The sequence below is a fragment of the Oleiphilus sp. HI0123 genome, from assembly GCF_001635315.1.
Genome location: NZ_LWGE01000990.1, coordinates 1 through 558, shown reverse-complemented (window position 1 = coordinate 558; position 558 = coordinate 1). Strand labels below are relative to the sequence as shown.

At 49.6% G+C, this 558-nt stretch carries 1 pseudogene; it reads right to left on the bottom strand.

The features are described from left to right. Window positions 1-558 (bottom strand): annotated as a pseudogene (locus A3761_RS08515) (AMP-binding protein); the annotation flags it as partial.

Below are 558 nucleotides of genomic sequence, written 5' to 3'. Positions count from 1 at the left end.
GAAGAAGTTTTCATTGATGTTAGATATGGGTTTATTGATGACTTCTTGCCAGATGCTCAGTAACTTAAGTTCAGTCGCTGTAGTAGCGGCCCGTACTTCTTCTTTGCCTAACGAGCTTGATTCTGANAAAGGGAGGCTTTCTAAAGCCTTTCGATCAAGCTTGTTGTTAAGGGTGCGTGGTAACTCCCCGAGTGCTTCAAGGTGCTGCGGCACCATGTAAGGGGGCAATTGCTGTCGCAGGTGCTCACGAAGTTCACTGAGACTAATCGGGCTATTCTTCCATACAACATAAGCGATGAGCCGCGTATCGCCGGCACGGACTTCTCGTACGCTTAAGGCGCAGTCGTCAATGGCGTCGTGTTGGCGCATAAGCGTCTCAATTTCACCCAGTTCTATTCGGTAGCCGCGTACTTTGACTTGCTGATCCAGTCGTCCCATATACGTAAGGGTGCCGTCGTGGGTGTAGCGTACTTTATCACCGGTGCGATAGAGTTGGCCGTCTCCAAAGGGGTTTGGAATAAAGACCTTCCGGGTTAATTCGTCACGATTGTTATAGCC